Source organism: Lysobacter changpingensis (assembly GCF_017308985.1).
GTDB classification, from domain to species: Bacteria; Pseudomonadota; Gammaproteobacteria; order Xanthomonadales; family Xanthomonadaceae; genus Lysobacter_J; species Lysobacter_J changpingensis.
Genome location: NZ_JADWPE010000002.1, coordinates 737,816 through 754,407, shown reverse-complemented (window position 1 = coordinate 754,407; position 16,592 = coordinate 737,816). Strand labels below are relative to the sequence as shown.

Here is a 16,592-nt window from a genome sequence, read left to right as displayed (position 1 = left end):
TCAGCGACGGCGCCTGCGCCACGCGCGCCATGCGAGCACGGCCAGCGCGGCGCCCAGCCACAGCGGCCACAGGTACGCAAGGCCGATGATCAGGTTGAGCCCGAGCCGCCCGCCTTCGGCCAGCGCATCGCCCAGGCGCGCGAAGAAGCTTGGACCTTCGCGACGCATCGCCACTTCGAGGTCCGGCCGTTCGGTACGACGCAGCTGCGGCGCCTGGTGCAGGGCCAGGTCGATGCGCGCGAAGGCGATGCGGTCTTCCAGTTCGGCGCGCGCCACGGTCGCTTCGTCGCGCTGCGCCTGTGCGTCGGCGCGTGCGCCGATGGCGTCGGTCTTCTCGCCGGTCTTCCCGGGCGCGCGGGCCGCGTTCGCGAGCGCCTGTTGGGCGTTCTGGTGACGGTCGTATGCCAGCTGCTGGCGGAGCAGGTCGAACTGCGCGTCGGTCGCTTCGAAGGTGCGGGCGTCGAGGAATTCGACGTGGGTGGCGAGCGCGCGCAGGAACTCCTGCGTGCGTTCGCTCGGGACCCGCACGGTCAGCGCGCCTCGCAGGGTGTAGGTGGCCAGATCGACGCGCATGCCATCGCGGCTGGCATGCGATCGGACCACGCCGACGTCGCTGCGCATGACGTTGCGAGCCACGTAGCCGCCGTGTCTCGCGGCCAGGTCCTCGATCGCCAGCGCCGAGCGGTAGACGTCCGCGACGCGGAAATCGACGCTGGCCGTACGGATGAAGCGCCGCCCCTCCGGCGTCTGGGTGTTCGCCGCAGATTGCAGCTGCGAGGGCACATCAGGTGGCAAAGCCGACGTGGCGGGTGCGGGCGCGTCGGGTGCAGAGGTGTCCGACTTCATCTGCGACGACGTGGCCTGTGAGGGATCCTCGGCTGCTGCCGCCATCTCGGCGTTTGCCGCCTCTTGCTGCTGCGAGCACCCACCGAGCACCATCGCCCACGCACAGGCCAGAACGGCCGTCCGGATCATCGTTCGCATCATCGTCCCCTGATCGATTGAACTGCCGCGGCCCGATGCCGCGTCGGAGTTCAACGCGCGTCCGCACGGTTCGGGGTTGGCGGATCTTCGCCTAGACGTCGTCCGCGCGGAAGGCGTCTTTTACCCAGTGCAGGCGCGGCGACGCCGGGTCGCCCTCGGCTTCGACGACGTCGAAGCGGCACGGCGCGTTCGCATGTCGGGGGTGGTGTGCGAGGAAGGCGCTTGCCGCGTGCACGAGCTTGCGGCGCTTGTGCACGTCGACCGAGGCCGCGCCGCCGCCGAAGCGCGTGTCGCGCCGGTAGCGCACTTCGACGAACACCAGCGTGGCGCCGTCGAGCATCACCAGGTCGAGTTCGCCGAACCGGTAGTTCGCGTTCGCGGCGACGTCGCGAAGGCCGGCGCGGCCCAGATGCGCGCGTGCAGCGGCTTCCACCGCCGCGCCGCGCGCGCGCCGGTCAGCGGCGGGGCGCATCCGCCAGCGGCGTCGGCATGCCGGCGGTGAAGGTCGACCACGACGGCGTGCGCTGCACGTTGCCGTAGCCGTCCAGGCGCAGCGTGCCGGTGGCGCCGTCGATGTGGCCGTCGGCCGTGGTCGCCAGGCGCTGCAGGTAGGCGGTGATCTGCCACGCGTCGAAACCGAAGGCGAACAACCGCGCCGCCGGGCCCTTCGCGTTGTTGAGCTGCGAACCGGCGATCGTCGCCGGCGGCAGGCCCGGGACGCCGCGCGTGGTCCAGGTTTCGGTCGGGAACGCGATGCCGTCCAGCACGCGGTCTTCCTCGGCCTTGCCGGTGCCCGAAAGCAGCTGCGAGGTGGCCACGCGCGGCTTGCCCGCAAGGCCCGCGAGCGCGAGCTTGGGCATCAGCAATCGCGCGCTGCTGCCCCTCACCGCGAGGAAGACGGCGTCCACGCCGCCTTCCTTCTGCGCGAAGGGAATGAAATCGGACGTGCCTTCGCCGGCGACGTCGGTCACCGTCGCGCCGCGCGCGACCAGGCGCTCGCGCAGGCTCGACACCGCGCGCTGCTGGGTGTCGTCGACGGCCGCGACGACCAGCACGCGCTTCGCGCCCAGGCCGAGCAGGTATTCGGCCGCGGCGATGCCTTCGTCTTCCGGCGACAGCGAGAAGCTCGCATTGCCGGCCGGCGGTTCGCTTTCGCCGCGATTGAGCGCGAGCACCGGCACCTGCAGCGTGCCCCGCGCGAACAGCGCGCTGACTTCGTCGCGGCCGAGCGGACCGACAACGAAATCGTTGCCTTCCAGCGCCGCGCGGTCGTACGCGGCGAGGGCCCCGCCCGGCATGCCGGCGGTGTCGTAGAAGTTCACCTCGGGACGGCGGCGCGGTTCGCCGTAGTAACCGGCGAGGAAACCGTCGCGCACCGGTGCCGCGGCAACGGCGAGGTTGCCCGACATCGGCAGCAGCACGGCCAGCTTCACCGGCGGGCGATAGCCGTCGCTGTCGGCCGCCGGACGGCCGGCGGCGTCGAAGTTCCAGCCGGTGCGGTCGAACGGTCGCGGCAGCGGCAGCCCGCGGCGCAGCAGCGCCTGGCCGGCGTGGTTGTAGAGCGGATCGCCTGCCGGCAGCGCCGCGGTTTCTCGGGCGAGGGTGGCGTTGTCGAGCGTGGAGAGCAGGCGTTCGATCTCACGATCGTTCGCGGCGCGCGCCGCGCCGGTGAGCGCGGCACCACTGCGCACCAGTTCGCCGGCCTGGGCGATCGTCGCGTTGCGGCTCTGCTGCGAGGTCGTGGTGCCGGTGGTGGAGACGGTGGCGCAACCGCCCAGCAGCATGGCGGCCAGCGCCGCCGCGCACATCGACTTCATCGCCCAGCCGTTGGAAGCTCGGATCATCTGCATGCAAAGGCCGCGACGCGGCGTTCCTGAGGGACCGGTTAGGATTCTACCCGGCCCCACCGCAGACGCACGATGCACACGTCCCAGCCCGCCGTCCCGAAAGCCGGCGGCTCGAAAGCCCCCGGCACGCTTCACGTCGTCGCCACGCCCATCGGCAATCTCGGCGATCTCTCCAGTCGCGCGCTGGACACGCTCAGGTCCGTCGACGCGATCTGCGCCGAAGACACGCGCCACACAAGGCAATTGCTCTCGCACTTCGGGCTGGAACGCCCGTTGGTCGCGCTGCACGAGCACAACGAGGACGCGCAGGCCGCGCAGCTGGTCGCGCGGATGCAGGCGGGAGAAAGCTTCGCATTGGTGTCCGATGCGGGCACGCCGCTGGTAAGCGATCCCGGTTTTCGCCTCGTGCGCACCGCGCGCGCCGCCGGCCTGCGCGTGTCGCCCGTGCCCGGCGCCTGCGCCGCGATCGCCGCGTTGAGCGTCGCCGGCATGCCGAGCGACCGGTTCGTGTTCGAAGGCTTCCTGCCGGCGAAGGCGTCGGCGCGCCGGGAGCGGTTGTCGCGCCTGGCCGGAGAGGTGCGCACGCTGATCTTCTACGAGTCGGCGCATCGCATCGAGGAATCGCTGGAGGACCTCGCCGCCGCCTTCGGCGAAGCACGCCGCGGCACCATCGCGCGCGAACTGACGAAGCTGTTCGAAACCGTCCTCGACGGAACCTTGGCCGACTTGCGCCAGCGCGTCGGCGCGGACGCCAACCAGCGCAAGGGCGAGTTCGTCCTGATCGTCGAAGGTGCCGGCGAAGACGCCGATGCCGCCGTCGCCGAAGGCAAGCGCCTGTACGCCAAGCTCACCGAATACCTCAAGCCCTCGCAGGCGGCCAAACTTGCCGCCGAGCTGAGCGGCGCGCCGCGGAAGGCGTTGTACGGCGCGGAGGAGTGAGTCTGGGAGCGACAGCTTAGCGCTGTGCGGGAACCACCCGGCCACGGTTGACGCTTCGTTGCCCCTCACCCCAACCCCTCTCCCGTTGGGAGAGGGGCTCAACCCGGGCGGCTTTGAAGCGCAGCGGTGGACTCACCAATACGCCAAAGATGCGAACAGCCCCCTTTAGTAAAGGGGGCGCGCCGGCAGGCGCGGGGAATTGGAGGTCGTGAGCCGGGGCCCGAAGTTTTGCTTCAGCAAAACTTTGGGGGCAATTCGCTGCGAAGCAGTAGAATGCCGGCGCGGAGTCAGCCAGGCAGTCGCGTCATCCGAAAGGATGCCGAGGAAAGTCCGGGCTCCACAGGGCACGGTGCCAGGTAACGCCTGGGCGGCGAAAGCCGACGGAAAGTGCAACAGAGAGCAGACCGCCGAACGGCGTCGCAAGACGTGCGTGGTAAGGGTGAAACGGTGCGGTAAGAGCGCACCGCGAGTCCGGCAACGGACCGGCACGGCAAACCCCACCGGGAGCAAGACCAAATAGGGAGGCAATGCCGCGGCCCGCGGTGCCTCCGGGTAGGTTGCTTGAGCGTTGCGGTGACGCAGCGCCTAGAGGAATGACTGTCCACGACAGAACCCGGCTTATCGGCTGGCTTCGCGCTTTTTCTTGCCGCTTCGCGGCTTCAAAAAAGCCCCAAAGTTTTGCTCGCAAAACTTCGGGCCCCAGCTCCGGGGCTTCCAATTCCCCGCCGCTGCCGCGGCGCCCCCTTTACTAAAGGGGGCTGCTGCTTCGGGTGCGGATCCGGGCCAGTGTGGCTGCCGCTTCTGGGAGGCGGGTACCCCGTCAGGACAGCCCAGTGGCAATAGTCATTGGCGAATGATTCGCATGTTTCGATCACTTTCGCATATGGACATGCGGATGCTGCGGGGCAGCATGCGCGCCGCGGCCCTTTGGGACTTCGTCCCGACGCGGGTTGACCCGCAGGTTCCGTCTCAAAATTTGAGACGAAACAAAGGCTAGTGGATAACTCTTGAACAAACCTGTGAAGTTCTTCGCAAGTCATTGACGGGACAGGTGAATTTCCCTCCCAAAACTTGTTGACAACCCTGTGGGGCGTGCCTAAGGTGGGCATCTGAGGGAAAACCGGGTTTTTTGTGGTTTTCCGTGAACAAGCCGTCCGTAGAGGCGGCCCCAACAGGTGCGCAATGTTCCAAGGCGAGACCGCCATCACGATCGACGACAAGGGCCGGTTGGCGGTACCCACCGTCTACCGGGATGCCGTCGCGCGCGAGTGCGAAAACCGCCTGGTCATCACCTACAACCCCTTCGAATCCGGCTCGCTGTACCTCTACCCGCAGGCCGCGTGGGAGCGGCTGCGCGACCAGGTCAACGCGCTGCCGAAGGCGAAGGCGGTCAACCGCAGCATGCAGCTCAAGCTCGTCGGCGCCGCGGCGTTCGTCGAACTCGACGGCAACGGGCGCATCAGCATCCCGGCCAGTCACCGCGCCGCGGTGGGGATCGAGAAGAAGGCCGTGCTGCTGGGCATGGGCGACAAGTTCGAACTGTGGAGCGAGCAGGCGCACCACGCGCAGATCCGTCAGACGATCTCTGACGCCGATCTGAGCGAGGAGCTGCTCGACCTTCAGCTGTGACGGTGGGTGGCATGGAGCGCGGCGCGCTTTCCGGCCACCTTCCCGTGATGTACGCGCAGGTGCTCGACGGCCTGAACGTGCGCGGGAATGGAACGTACCTGGACGGCACGTTCGGGCGTGGCGGTCACGCGCGCGGCGTGCTGGAACGACTCGGCCCCGGAGGCCGGCTGCTGCTCATGGACAAGGACCCCGAAGCGATTGCGGTGGCGATGCGCGATTTCGCGCAGGACGCCCGCGTCGCCGTGTTCCGGGGCAGCTTCGCCGAACTCGCGCATTGGGACGAAACCGCCGCCGGCCTCGACGGCGTGCTGTTCGACCTGGGCGTGTCGTCGCCGCAGCTGGACGTCGCCGAGCGCGGTTTCAGCTTCGGCAAGGACGGCCCGCTGGACATGCGCATGGATCCGGACAGCGGCGAAAGCGCGGCGCAGTGGCTCGCGCGCGCCGATGATCGCGAGATCGCCGACGTGCTGTGGACCTACGGCGAGGAACGCATGAGCCGCAGGATCGCCCGCGCCATCGTCGCCCGGCGCGACACGCAGCCGCTGGAGCGCACCGCGCAGCTGGCCGACCTCATCGCATCCGTCGTGCCGCGCGGCGACCAGAAGATCCATCCGGCCACGCGCAGCTTCCAGGCGATCCGCATCTTCATCAATCGCGAGCTGGCGGATCTGGAAACCGGCCTCGACGCCGCGCTCGCGCGCCTGAAGCCGGGCGGCCGGCTCGCGGTCATCAGCTTCCACTCGCTGGAAGACCGCATCGTCAAGCAGTTCATCGCGCGTCACAGCAAGGCGCCGCCGGCCAACCGCCGCATGCCGGTGGAAGCGGCGTTCACGCCGGTGCTGCGTGCGATCGGTTCGGCGCAGAAGGCGACGGACGAGGAAACCTCGGCGAATCCGCGTGCCCGCAGTGCGGTGCTGCGCGTGGCGGAGAAGCTGGGAATCGGGAACGGGGAAGGCGCGAACGCATCGGACGGCGTCTCCGACACGGCACAGCCGGAAACGGGCCGTGGAGACCGGTGGGAAGCGATGGCGCCCGGCGAGCCGGTGCTCCGGCGATCGACTCTTCCCCGCACCCGATTCCCGGCTGGGGCGCAGGCGCGCGCTCCGCGCATGCACGTGCCACGTCCGCACGCGGGAGCTCAGCCATGAGCATCACCCGGCTGCTGCTGAGCGTCCTGGTGGTGGCCAACGTCGTCTCGGCGTTGGCCGTCGTGCAGGCGCGCCACCAGCATCGCCAGCTGTTCGTGCAGCTGAGCCGGCTGGAGCGCGCGCGCGACGAACTCAACATCGAATTCGGCCGCCTCCAGCTCGAACAGGCGACGTGGTCGGAAAGCAACCGCATCGACCAGGTCGCACGCGACCGCCTGGGCATGAAGTTCCCGGAAGGCGCCGAAACCGTGGTGATCCGTCCATGAGCGGCGCCTCCCGCAATCCGCGCAATGCCTCCGGTCGCAGCGGCCCGCTCGATGCCGTGCTCGCGCTGCGCGAGAAGTTCGGCGGCGGCAACGATCGCGGCGCCGCCGGCAAGGGTCGCAGCCGCGCCTCATTCAACCTGCGCAACCGCCTGCTGCTGGTCGGCGGCGCGCTGGGGCTGTGCTCGATCGCGCTGGTCGGCCGCGCGCTGGACCTGCAGGTCATCAGCAACGATTTCTACCGCCAGCAGGGCGATGCGCGCTCGCTGCGCGAGATCCCGATCCCGACCTCGCGCGGCATGATCACCGACCGCAACGGCGAGCCGCTCGCGGTGTCCACGCCGGTCGAGTCGATCTGGGCGAACCCGCAGGAACTGCTGAAGAATCCCGAACGCATCCCGCAGCTCGCGCGTGCGCTGGGCGTCCCGCCGGACGCGCTGACGCGCAAGCTCAGCCAGCGCGCCGGCAAGGAATTCGTCTACCTCAAGCGCCGCATCAACCCGGACGAAGCCAGGCGCATCCTCGCCGCCAGGATCCCCGGCGTGTTCTCGCAGCGCGAATTCCGCCGCTTCTACCCGCAGGGCGAAGCGATGGCGCACATCCTGGGCTTCACCAACATCGACGATCTCGGCCAGGAAGGGCTGGAGCTCGCGTTCGACGACTGGCTGCGCGGCAAGCCCGGCGCCAAGCGCGTGATCCGCGACGGCGCCGGCCGCATCGTCGAGAGCGTGGACCTGGTGAAGGCCGCCGAGCCCGGTCGCGACCTCACGCTCACCATCGACCGCCGCATCCAGTTCCTGGCGATGCGCGAACTGCGCGGCGCGCTGGAGCGCACCGGCGCCAGCAGCGGCTCGGCCGTCGTGCTCGACATCGCGACCGGCGAAGTGCTGGCGATGGCGAACCTGCCCACCTACAACCCGAACGCCGTGGGCGTCGGCAATCCCGACACGCACCGCAACCGCGCGGTGACGGACGTGATCGAGCCGGGTTCGACGATGAAGCCGCTGACCGTCGCCGCGGCGCTGGAGGCGGGCGTCATCACGCCGCACACGATGTTCGACACGAACCCGGGCTGGATGCCGAACGGCAGATTCCGCACGACCGACCATCGCAACTACGGCATGCTCGACACCACGGGCGTGATCACCAAGAGCTCCAACGTCGGCGCGGCGAAGATCGTCGCGAAGATCCCGAGCCAGGAGTACTACGAGTTCCTCAAGCGCTTCGGCTACGGCCGCAAGACCCACAGCGGCTTCCCGGGTGAATCGTCCGGCGTGCTCGCGCCGCCTTCACGCTGGAGCGGCACGACCAAGCAGACGATGTCCTATGGCTATGGCCTGTCGGCCACGCCGTTGCAGATCGCGCAGGCGTACGCCGCGCTGGGCAACGGCGGCAAGCTGGTCGCGCCGACGTTCGTGAAGGGCGAGCGGCACGAGCCGGTGCAGGTGCTCGACCCGGCCATCGCCGGAACCATCATGCGCATGATGCAGACCGTGACCGAGTCCGGCGGCACCGCCACGCAGGCGGCGATCCTGGGCTACCACGTCGCCGGCAAGACCGGCACCGCGCGCAAGTTCAACGCGTCCGGCGGCTATTCGCGCCGCTACGTGTCGTTCTTCGCCGGCGTCGTGCCGGTGAACAACCCACGCTTCTCGATGGTGGTGGTGATCAACGATCCCGATCCGGCGAAGGGCTACTTCGGCGGCTACGTCTCCGGTCCGGTGTTCAAGAGCGTGATGGAAGGTTCGCTGCGCCTGATGGACGTGGCGCCGGACGACATCGACACCTGGATGGCCGCACAGGCCGCCGCCGAAGCCAAGCGCGCCAGGCAGAACGGCGGCAAGCCGACCGGTACCGTCCTGCCGTCGCCGACGCATGCCTCCGCCGCGCTGCCCGCGCCGGTCGGCATGATCAGCCCGCCCGGAGGTGCGCGATGAGCCGCCTCATGCCGCTGGCCGAACTGCTGCCGGACGTCGCCGGGATTCCTGCCGATCTGACCATCACCGGCCTGGTGCTCGACAGCCGCGCCGTGCGTCCGGGCAATGCCTTCGTCGCGATCGCCGGTTTCGGCGCGCATGGGCTGCGCTTCGTCGACCAGGCGCGCGCGGCGGGCGCGGCGGCGATCCTGTTCGAACCGCCGGCGCCCGACGATCTGCCCGCGCCGGGCGATGCCATTGCCGTGCCCGGGCTGCGTTCGCGCCTGGGCGAGATGGGCGACCGTTTCCACGGCCGCGCGACCGAGGCGATGACCGTCGTCGGCGTCACCGGCACCAATGGCAAGACTTCGACCGTGCAGCTGCTCACGCAGGCGTGGCATGCGCGCGGCGTCGTCAGCGGCAGCGTCGGCACGCTCGGCGCCGGGCTGTATGGCCACGTGGTGCCGACCGGCTTCACCACGCCGCTGGTGCTGCAAACGCACGAACTGCTCGCGACGATGCACGACGACGGCGCGCAGGCCATCGCGATGGAAGCCAGTTCGCACGCGCTCGACCAGGGCCGCGTAGACGGCGTGCATTTCGATGTCGCGGTGTTCACCAATCTCACGCGCGATCATCTCGATTACCACGGCGACATGGCGACCTACGGCGCCGCCAAGGCGCGCCTGTTCGCGTGGCCCGGTTTGAAGGCCGCCGTGATCAACCTCGACGACGCGTTCGGTCGCGAGCTCATCGCCACGCTGCCGCAGGGCGTGCGTGCGATCGGCGTCAGTTCGCGCGGCGATGCGACAGCGACGCTGCAGGCGCGCAACCTGCGTTTCGACAACGCCGGCATCGGTTTCGACCTGGTCGTTGATCGCGAGTCGCACCCGGTGCAGTCGCCGCTGCTGGGCCGCTTCAACGTCGACAACCTGCTTGCGGTGGCCGGCGTGCTGTTCGCGCTGGGCGACCGGCCGGCGCAGGTCGCCGGGACGCTTGCGAAGCTCCAGCCGATCCATGGCCGCATGAACCGCCTCGGCGGCGACGGTCGCGCTCCGCTGGTCGTCATCGATTACGCGCACACGCCCGACGCGCTGGAACAGGCGCTTTCCTCGCTGCGTGCGCACGTGCAGGCGAAGCTGGTCTGCGTGTTCGGCTGCGGCGGCGATCGCGATCGCGGCAAGCGTCCGCAGATGGCGGCGATCGCCGAAGCGCATGCCGACGAGGTGATCGTCACCGACGACAACCCGCGCTTCGAGGACGGCGACGTCATCGTGGCCGACATCATGGCCGGCTTCGCGCATCCGGAACGCGTCACCGTGCAGCGCGACCGCGCGGCGGCGATCGCGCATGCGGTGGGCGAGGCGGGGCCGAACGACATCGTGCTGGTGGCCGGCAAGGGCCACGAGCCTTACCAGGACATCCAGGGCGTGCAGCATCCGTTCGACGACACGCAGTTCGCGCGCGCGGCGCTGGGGGCGAAGCACATGGATGTGCGAGTGCTGCGTCCGCAGGATGCGGAGGAGCAGCCATGAAGGCGCGCATGCTCTCCGACATCGCCCGCATGACGCACGGCCGCCTGGTCGGCGACGACCGCACGGTCGATGCCATCGCGACCGACACCCGCGCGTTGCCGCAAGGCGGCGCGGCGCTGTTCGTCGCACTGAAGGGCGAACGCTTCGACGGACACGACCACGTCGCGAAGGCCGCGCAGGCCGGCGTCGCCGCGGCGCTGGTGTCGCGGGAAGTCGACGCGTCGGTGCCGCAGGTCGTCGTCGCCGACACCGAACGCGCGCTGGCCGATCTCGCGGCCGCCGTGCATCGCGAGCGTCTCGAACAGGGCGGCGCGCAGAAGGTCGTCGCGATCACCGGCAGCAACGGCAAGACCAGCGTGAAGGCGCTGACGCTGGCGATCCTCGAGCGCGTTGGCAGGACGTACGCGACGCCGGGCAACCGCAACAACGAGATCGGCCTGCCGCTCGCCGTCATCGACGCGCCCGAGGACGTGCAGTTCGCGATCTACGAAATGGGCGCCGGCAAGCCGGGCGACATCGCGTACCTCACCGATGTCGTGCGCCCCGATGTGTCCATCGTGAACAACATCGCGCCGGGCCATCTGGAACGCATGGGCAGCCTGCTTGGCGTGGCCGACACCAAGGCCGCGATCTACGACGCGCTGCCGGGCGAGGGCGTGGCGGTGATCAACGCCGACGACGCGTTCGCACCGTACTTCGCCGAGCGCGCGCATGGCCGCAGGCTGCTGCGCTTCGGCCTGGAAGCCAGCGCCGACCTGACCGCGCGCGACATCCGCGCGACCATCGACGGTTCCAGCTTCACGCTGGTTACGCCGCAGGGCGATGCGGACATCACCCTCGCGCTTCCGGGCCGCCACAACGTGAGCAACGCGCTCGCCGCGGCCGGACTCGCGCTGAGCGTGGGCGCGTCGCTGCAGCAGGTCGCCGAAGGCCTCAACGCCGCCAGGCCCGTCGCGGGCCGCCTGATCACCCATCGCCTCGGCAACGGCGCGGTGCTGATCGACGACAGCTACAACGCCAACCCGGGGTCGCTCGCCGCGGCGATCGACACCCTCGCCGCTGGCGGTGGCGAAGCGTGGCTGGTACTGGGCGACATGCGCGAACTCGGTGCCGATGCCGAAGCGATGCACGCCGAAGCCGGACGCCGCGCGAAGGGCGCCGGCATCCGCCGGCTGCTCACGCTCGGCGCGTACAGCGCCGCGGCGTCGCAGGCGTTCGGCGAAGGCGCCACGCATTTCGAAACGCACGACGCGCTGGCCGGCGTGCTGCGGAACGAACTGCGCGAAGGCGTGCGCGTACTGGTAAAGGGATCGCGCGGCAGCGCGATGGACAGGATCGTGGCCGCGCTCGTGGGCCCGCAAGAAGGGGGAACCCATGCTGCTTGAACTCACGCGTTGGCTCGAACAACTGCAGAGCCTGTTCGGCCTGTTCGGCTATCTCACCTTCCGCGGCATCCTCAGCGCGCTGACCGCGCTCGCGCTGTCGCTGTGGTGGGGCCCTGCGGTGATCCGCAAGCTCGGCCAGCTCAAGGGCGGCCAGCCGATCCGCAAGGAAGGCCCGCAGTCGCACTTCTCCAAGGCCGGCACGCCGACCATGGGCGGTGCGCTGATCCTGTTCACGGTGATGGCCTCGGTCCTGCTGTGGGGCGACCTGCGCAACAAGTACGTGTGGATCGTGCTGCTGGTGATGCTCGCCTTCGGCGCGATCGGCTGGTACGACGACTGGATCAAGATCGTGCGGCGCGATCCCAACGGTCTGAAGTCGCGGTGGAAATACCTGCTGCAATCGATCTTCGGCCTCGGCGCCGGCCTGTACCTGTGGTTCTTCGCCGACGTCCCGACGGCGACGACCTTCTACGTGCCGTTCTTCAAGTCGATCGCGCTGCCACTGGCGGGCATCGGCTTCGTCGCGATCGCGTACTTCTGGATCGTCGGCTTTTCCAACGCGGTGAACCTCACCGACGGCCTGGACGGCCTGGCGATCATGCCCACCGTGCTGGTCGCCTGCGCGCTGGGCATCTTCGCGTACGCATCGGGCCATGCGGAATTCTCGAAGTACCTGCAGATTCCCGCCGTCCCCGGAGCGGGTGAGCTGGTGATCATCTGCGCGGCGATCGCCGGCGCGGGCCTGGGCTTCCTGTGGTTCAACACCTATCCGGCGATGGTGTTCATGGGCGACATCGGTGCGCTCGCGCTCGGCGCCGTGCTCGGCACCATCGCGGTGATCGTGCGCCAGGAACTGGTGCTGGTGATCATGGGCGGCATCTTCGTCATCGAAACGCTCTCGGTGATGATCCAGGTCGCCTCGTTCAAGCTCACCGGCAAGCGCGTGTTCCGCATGGCGCCGATCCACCACCACTTCGAGCTCAAGGGCTGGCCGGAGCCGCGCGTGATCGTGCGCTTCTGGATCATCTCCGTCGTGCTCGTCCTCGTCGGCCTTGCGACGCTGAAGGTGCGTTGATGAGCGAATCCGCGCGCCAGGCGACACGACTCGAGGCGATCGGCGGCCACTTCGATCCGTGGCTGCTCGGCATCTCGTGCGCGCTCGCGTGCCTGGGCGTGGTGATGGTCGGCTCGGCCTCGATCGGCGTCGCCGACGGCCACGACGTCGGCCCGTTCTACTTCCTCACCCGCCACATCGTCTTCCTCGCCATCGGCGTGGTCGGCGCGCTGTGGGTGATGCGCACGGAACTGAAGACCATCGAGCAGCACAACCAGTGGCTGCTGCTGGTGTGTTTCGTGCTGCTGATCGCGGTGTTCTTGCCGGGCATCGGACGCAGCGTGAACGGCGCGCGCCGCTGGTTGAACCTGGGCGTCTCGAATTTCCAGGCCGTGGAAGCGGTGAAGCTGCTCTACATCGTCTGGCTGGCAAGCTACCTCAAGCGTTACAGCGAGGAAGTGACCGCGACCTGGGGCGCGATGCTCAAGCCGATCGGCGTCGCCGTCGCCCTGGTCATCATGCTGCTGCTGCAGCCGGACTTCGGTTCGTCGTCGCTGCTGCTGGCGATCACCGCCGGCATGCTGGTACTCGGCGGCGTGAACATGCCGCGCATGTTCGGGCCGGTGCTGATCGGCCTGCCGGTGCTGGCGATCGTCGCGATCGCCGAGCCTTACCGCGTCGTGCGCCTGACCTCGTTCCTCGACCCGTGGCAGGACCCGTTCAAGACCGGTTACCAGCTGACCAACGCGCTGATGGCGGTCGGTCGCGGCGAATGGCTCGGCGTGGGCCTGGGCGCATCGGTGCAGAAGCTCTCGTACCTGCCCGAAGCGCACACCGACTTCATCATGGCGGTGATCGCGGAGGAGTTCGGATTCCTCGGCGTGTGCCTCGTCGTCGGTCTGTACGCGGGACTCGCCGGTCGCGCGTTCTGGCTCGGCCTGAAATGCGTGGAGATGCGCCGCCATTTCGCCGGCTACTGCGCGTTCGGCATCGCGCTGTGGATGAGCCTGCAGAGCTTCGTCTCGATCGGCGTGAACCTCGGTCTTCTGCCGACCAAGGGTCTCACGCTGCCGATGATTTCCTACGGCGGTTCCAGCGTGATCATGACCTGCGCCGCGCTCGGTCTGCTGCTGCGCGTGTCGTACGAACTCGATCGCGCGCAGCGCCAGGTGGCGCGCGTGCGCAACGAGACCGCGCCGCCGTCGGCCGCGAACGATCCGGGCGCACCGTCGCCGGCCGCCGCGCCGATGCCGTCACGCAAGCCCGCGCCCGTGGCGTCGGCAGCGACGTCACGCGGCACCAGCCGCCTGCAGCAGCGCGTCGAGCCGACGCTGGGGAGGATCGCGTGATGCACGCCGCGACCGACTCCGACCTGCATCCGGTGATGATCCTCGCCGGCGGTACCGGCGGGCACATCTTTCCGGGTCTCGCCGTGGCGAAGGCGCTGAACGAGCGCAACGTCCCGGTGCTGTGGCTCGGTGCAGAAGGCGGCATGGAGACGCGCCTGGTCCCGCAGCACGGCATCGCCATCGACACCATCGCCGTGCGCGGCATGCGCGGCAAGGGCGTCGCGACGCTGCTGGCCACGCCGTTCCGCCTCATCGGCGCCGTGCGCGCCGCGATGCAGACGCTTCGCGAGCGCCAGCCTCGCGCGGTGATCAGCTTCGGCGGCTATGCAGCGGGGCCGGGCGGTCTTGCGGCGAAGCTTGCTGGCATCCCGCTGATCGTGCACGAACAGAACCGCGCGCCGGGCCTGACCAACCGCGTGCTCGCGCGTTTCGCGCGCCACGTGCTGACGGGCTTCCCGGACACGTTCCCGAACGAGGAAGTTGTCGGCAATCCGGTGCGTGCCGAGATCGCCGCGGTCGCGCCGCCGGCGCAGCGTTTCGCCGGACGCACCGGCGCGCTGCGCGTACTCGTGCTCGGCGGCAGCCAGGGCGCGCGCGCGTTGAATACCGCCGTGCCGAAGGCCGTCGCCGGCCTGCGTGGCCGCATCCAGTGCGAAGTGCGCCACCAGTGTGGCGAGAAGCTGCGCGAAGAAGCCGAGCGCGCGTATGCCGAAGCGGGCGTGCAGGCGTCGGTGGAACCTTTCATCGCCGACATGGCGTCCGCTTACGCGTGGGCCGACATCGTCGTGTGCCGCGCCGGCGCGCTGACGCTGGCTGAACTCTGCGCGGTCGGCGTCGGCAGCGTGCTGGTGCCGTTCCCGCAGGCGGTGGACGACCACCAGACCAAGAACGCGCAATACCTCGTCGATCGCGGCGCCGCGCACCTCGTGCCGCAGGGCACGGCGGGCGACCTGGCGCAGCGTCTGTCGGCCACCCTCGAAATCCTCGGCGAACGCGGCGCATTGCTGCAGATGGCGCAGGCCGCGCGCGCGATCGCCAAACCCGACGCAGCCGAACGCGTCGCACAACTGGTTCTGGAGCAAGTCGAATGAGTACGGCCCTGCGTCGCCGCCTGCAGCACACCGGCGACCTCGCCAAAGCCTTCCCGCGCGTCCACTTCGTGGGCGTCGGCGGCGTGGGCATGAGCGGCCTGGCCGAAGTGATGTGCACGCTCGGCTACCAGGTGTCGGGTTCGGACAACGCCGACAACGCGGTGACGCGCCGTCTCGCCTCGCTCGGCGTCACCGTGAACAAGGGCCACGCCGCGGCGAACGTGCTCGGCACCGACTGCGTCGTGGTGTCCAGCGCGATCAAGCCCGACAACCCGGAGCTGATGGAAGCGCGCGCGCAGCGCATCCCGGTCGTGCCGCGCGCGGAAATGCTTGCCGAGCTGATGCGCTTCAAGCGCGGCATCGCGGTGGCCGGCACGCACGGCAAGACCACGACGACCTCGCTCGCGGCCAGCGTGCTCGCCGAAGGCGGCATCGATCCCACGTTCGTGATCGGCGGCCAGCTGCTCGCAGCCGGCGCGAACGCGCGCCTCGGCACGGGCGAATGGCTCGTGGCCGAAGCCGACGAAAGCGACGGCAGCTTCCTGCGCCTGAATCCGCAGATCGCCATCGTCACCAACATCGACGCAGATCACCTGGAAAACTACGGCGGCGATTTCGCCCGCGTGCAGGCGGCGTTCGAGGAATTCATGCATCGCCTGCCGTTCTACGGGCTGGCGGTGCTGTGCATCGACGATGCGGAAGTCGCCGCGCTCGCGAAAAAGACGCCGCGCCACGTGATGACGTACGGCTTCAGCATCGAAGCCGACGTGCGCGCCGAGGACGTGCAGCAGGACGGCCCGAACATGCGCTTCACGCTGTGCCTGCCCGATGCGACGCGCACGCCGATCACGCTCGCTCTGCCGGGCCGCCACAACGTGCTCAACGCGCTGGCCGCGGCGTCTGTCGCGTGGCAGCTGGGTGTCGCGGCCGATGCGATCGCCCGCGCGTTGCAGAACTTCGCCGGCGTCGGTCGCCGCTTCAACCTGCTTGCAAGCCCGACCACGTCGAAGGGCGCGACGGTGCAGCTGGTCGACGACTACGGCCATCACCCGAAGGAACTGGATGCGGTGTTCGCCGCTGCACGCGGTGGCTGGCCGGACAAGCGGCTGGTCGTCGCGTTCCAGCCGCATCGCTACAGCCGCACGCGCGATCTGTTCGACGAGTTCGCCGCGGTGCTCTCGACAGTCGACGTGCTCGTGCTGACCGAGGTGTACCCGGCCGGCGAGGCGCCGATCGCCGGTGCCGACGCGAAGTCGCTGGCACGCGCGATCCGCGCGCGCGGCCGCATCGATCCGGTGGTCGTCAGCGGCGCGGCAGATCTGTCGAGCGTGCTGCCCGACGTCCTCAACGATGGCGACCTGCTGCTGATGATGGGCGCGGGCGACATCGGCTACGCCGCGCAGCAGATCGCTGCGAACGGCTTCAACGCATCCAACGGAGAGAAGAAGTGAG

General features: G+C 69.3%; 13 protein-coding genes, 1 other RNA gene and 1 pseudogene. 12 read left to right on the top strand and 3 right to left on the bottom strand.

The features are described from left to right. From I4U41_RS05090 to I4U41_RS05080, 3 genes and pseudogenes are all read right to left on the bottom strand, one after another. Positions 1–891 carry a DUF4349 domain-containing protein gene (locus tag I4U41_RS05090; protein ID WP_206860017.1) on the bottom strand — a complete coding sequence of 297 codons (891 nt, stop codon included), beginning with the start codon at positions 889–891 and terminating at the stop codon, positions 1–3. A 184-nt stretch (positions 892–1,075) separates the two neighbouring features. Then, positions 1,076–1,456 carry a YraN family protein gene (locus tag I4U41_RS05085; RefSeq protein ID WP_206860016.1) on the bottom strand — a complete coding sequence of 127 codons (381 nt, stop codon included), beginning with the start codon at positions 1,454–1,456 and terminating at the stop codon, positions 1,076–1,078. Further along, positions 1,440–2,687 (bottom strand): annotated as a pseudogene (locus I4U41_RS05080) (penicillin-binding protein activator); the annotation flags it as partial. The gene I4U41_RS05085 and the pseudogene I4U41_RS05080, both read right to left, overlap by 17 nt. Before the next feature lie 216 nt (positions 2,688–2,903). Between I4U41_RS05080 and rsmI the strand changes: the two are divergent. The 12 genes from rsmI (at position 2,904) to murC (ending at position 16,591) form a co-directional block, all read left to right on the top strand. Beyond that, entirely contained in the window at positions 2,904–3,770 is an 867-nt protein-coding gene (gene rsmI, locus I4U41_RS05075; protein ID WP_206860014.1) for a 16S rRNA (cytidine(1402)-2'-O)-methyltransferase, read from the top strand. Between the two features lie 283 nt (positions 3,771–4,053). Continuing rightward, positions 4,054–4,407: RNase P RNA component class A (rnpB, locus tag I4U41_RS05070), an RNA gene on the top strand. A 545-nt stretch (positions 4,408–4,952) separates the two neighbouring features. Next, positions 4,953–5,399: a division/cell wall cluster transcriptional repressor MraZ gene (gene mraZ, locus I4U41_RS05065; RefSeq protein ID WP_206860013.1), complete on the top strand. Its 447-nt coding sequence runs from the start codon at positions 4,953–4,955 to the stop codon at positions 5,397–5,399. Between the two features lie 11 nt (positions 5,400–5,410). Further along, positions 5,411–6,547: a 16S rRNA (cytosine(1402)-N(4))-methyltransferase RsmH gene (gene rsmH / locus I4U41_RS05060; RefSeq protein ID WP_206860012.1), complete on the top strand. Its 1,137-nt coding sequence runs from the start codon at positions 5,411–5,413 to the stop codon at positions 6,545–6,547. A gap of 2 nt (positions 6,548–6,549) precedes the next feature. Further along, positions 6,550–6,813 (top strand): cell division protein FtsL, encoded by a 264-nt coding sequence (gene ftsL / locus I4U41_RS05055; protein WP_206860412.1) that lies wholly within the window; start codon positions 6,550–6,552, stop codon positions 6,811–6,813. After that, the gene (locus tag I4U41_RS05050) at positions 6,810–8,747 is read left to right on the top strand and encodes a penicillin-binding transpeptidase domain-containing protein (RefSeq protein ID WP_206860011.1); all 1,938 of its coding nucleotides are present in this window, start codon (positions 6,810–6,812) and stop codon (positions 8,745–8,747) included. Before ftsL ends, I4U41_RS05050 begins: the two co-directional genes overlap by 4 nt. Further along, positions 8,744–10,261 carry a UDP-N-acetylmuramoyl-L-alanyl-D-glutamate--2,6-diaminopimelate ligase gene (locus tag I4U41_RS05045; protein WP_206860010.1) on the top strand — a complete coding sequence of 506 codons (1,518 nt, stop codon included), beginning with the start codon at positions 8,744–8,746 and terminating at the stop codon, positions 10,259–10,261. Before I4U41_RS05050 ends, I4U41_RS05045 begins: the two co-directional genes overlap by 4 nt. After that, entirely contained in the window at positions 10,258–11,646 is a 1,389-nt protein-coding gene (locus I4U41_RS05040; RefSeq protein WP_206860009.1) for a UDP-N-acetylmuramoyl-tripeptide--D-alanyl-D-alanine ligase, read from the top strand. Before I4U41_RS05045 ends, I4U41_RS05040 begins: the two co-directional genes overlap by 4 nt. Next, entirely contained in the window at positions 11,636–12,721 is a 1,086-nt protein-coding gene (mraY, locus tag I4U41_RS05035) for a phospho-N-acetylmuramoyl-pentapeptide-transferase (protein WP_206860008.1), read from the top strand. The genes I4U41_RS05040 and mraY overlap by 11 nt, the downstream gene beginning before the upstream one ends. Then, a complete protein-coding gene (gene ftsW, locus I4U41_RS05030) occupies positions 12,721–14,049 on the top strand; it encodes a putative lipid II flippase FtsW (protein ID WP_206860007.1) in 1,329 nt (442 codons plus the stop codon). Before mraY ends, ftsW begins: the two co-directional genes overlap by 1 nt. Further along, the gene (gene murG, locus I4U41_RS05025; protein ID WP_206860006.1) at positions 14,049–15,140 is read left to right on the top strand and encodes an undecaprenyldiphospho-muramoylpentapeptide beta-N-acetylglucosaminyltransferase; all 1,092 of its coding nucleotides are present in this window, start codon (positions 14,049–14,051) and stop codon (positions 15,138–15,140) included. Before ftsW ends, murG begins: the two co-directional genes overlap by 1 nt. After that, positions 15,137–16,591 carry a UDP-N-acetylmuramate--L-alanine ligase gene (gene murC / locus I4U41_RS05020; RefSeq protein ID WP_425492485.1) on the top strand — a complete coding sequence of 485 codons (1,455 nt, stop codon included), beginning with the start codon at positions 15,137–15,139 and terminating at the stop codon, positions 16,589–16,591. Before murG ends, murC begins: the two co-directional genes overlap by 4 nt. The last annotated feature ends 1 nt before the right edge of the window (position 16,592 follow it).